At 38.1% G+C, this 247-nt stretch carries 1 protein-coding gene; it reads left to right on the top strand.

The window, feature by feature from the left end; genetic code table 11:
• The coding region (locus tag SB772_RS44310; RefSeq protein ID WP_410839065.1) for a cold-shock protein at nucleotides 1–130 on the top strand (130 nt) is incomplete at its 5' end.
• Nucleotides 131–247 lie beyond the last annotated feature (117 nt).

Below are 247 nucleotides of genomic sequence, written 5' to 3'. Positions count from 1 at the left end.
AGACGTTTTTGCTCATTACAGCGAAATCACTGGTTCAGGTTTCAAAACTTTGGCTGAAGGCCAAGAAGTTGAGTTCACTGTAACTCAAGGCCAAAAAGGCCCACAAGCACATAACATCGTTGCTATCTAATTTGTCTTTATAGACAGATAGATGAATAGATGTAGAAAAGCGAACCTTCGGGTTCGTTTTTTTTCGTCTATGTTTTAGCATTTAGAGACTTGGTATTTACAGCATTAGTGTTTAGAG

It is taken from the genome of Paraburkholderia sp. SIMBA_030, from assembly GCF_046535245.1.
Taxonomy (GTDB): Bacteria; Pseudomonadota; Gammaproteobacteria; order Burkholderiales; family Burkholderiaceae; genus Paraburkholderia.
Note: the sequence above shows the minus strand (reverse complement) of the source record. Positions and strands in the feature narration are given on the sequence as shown.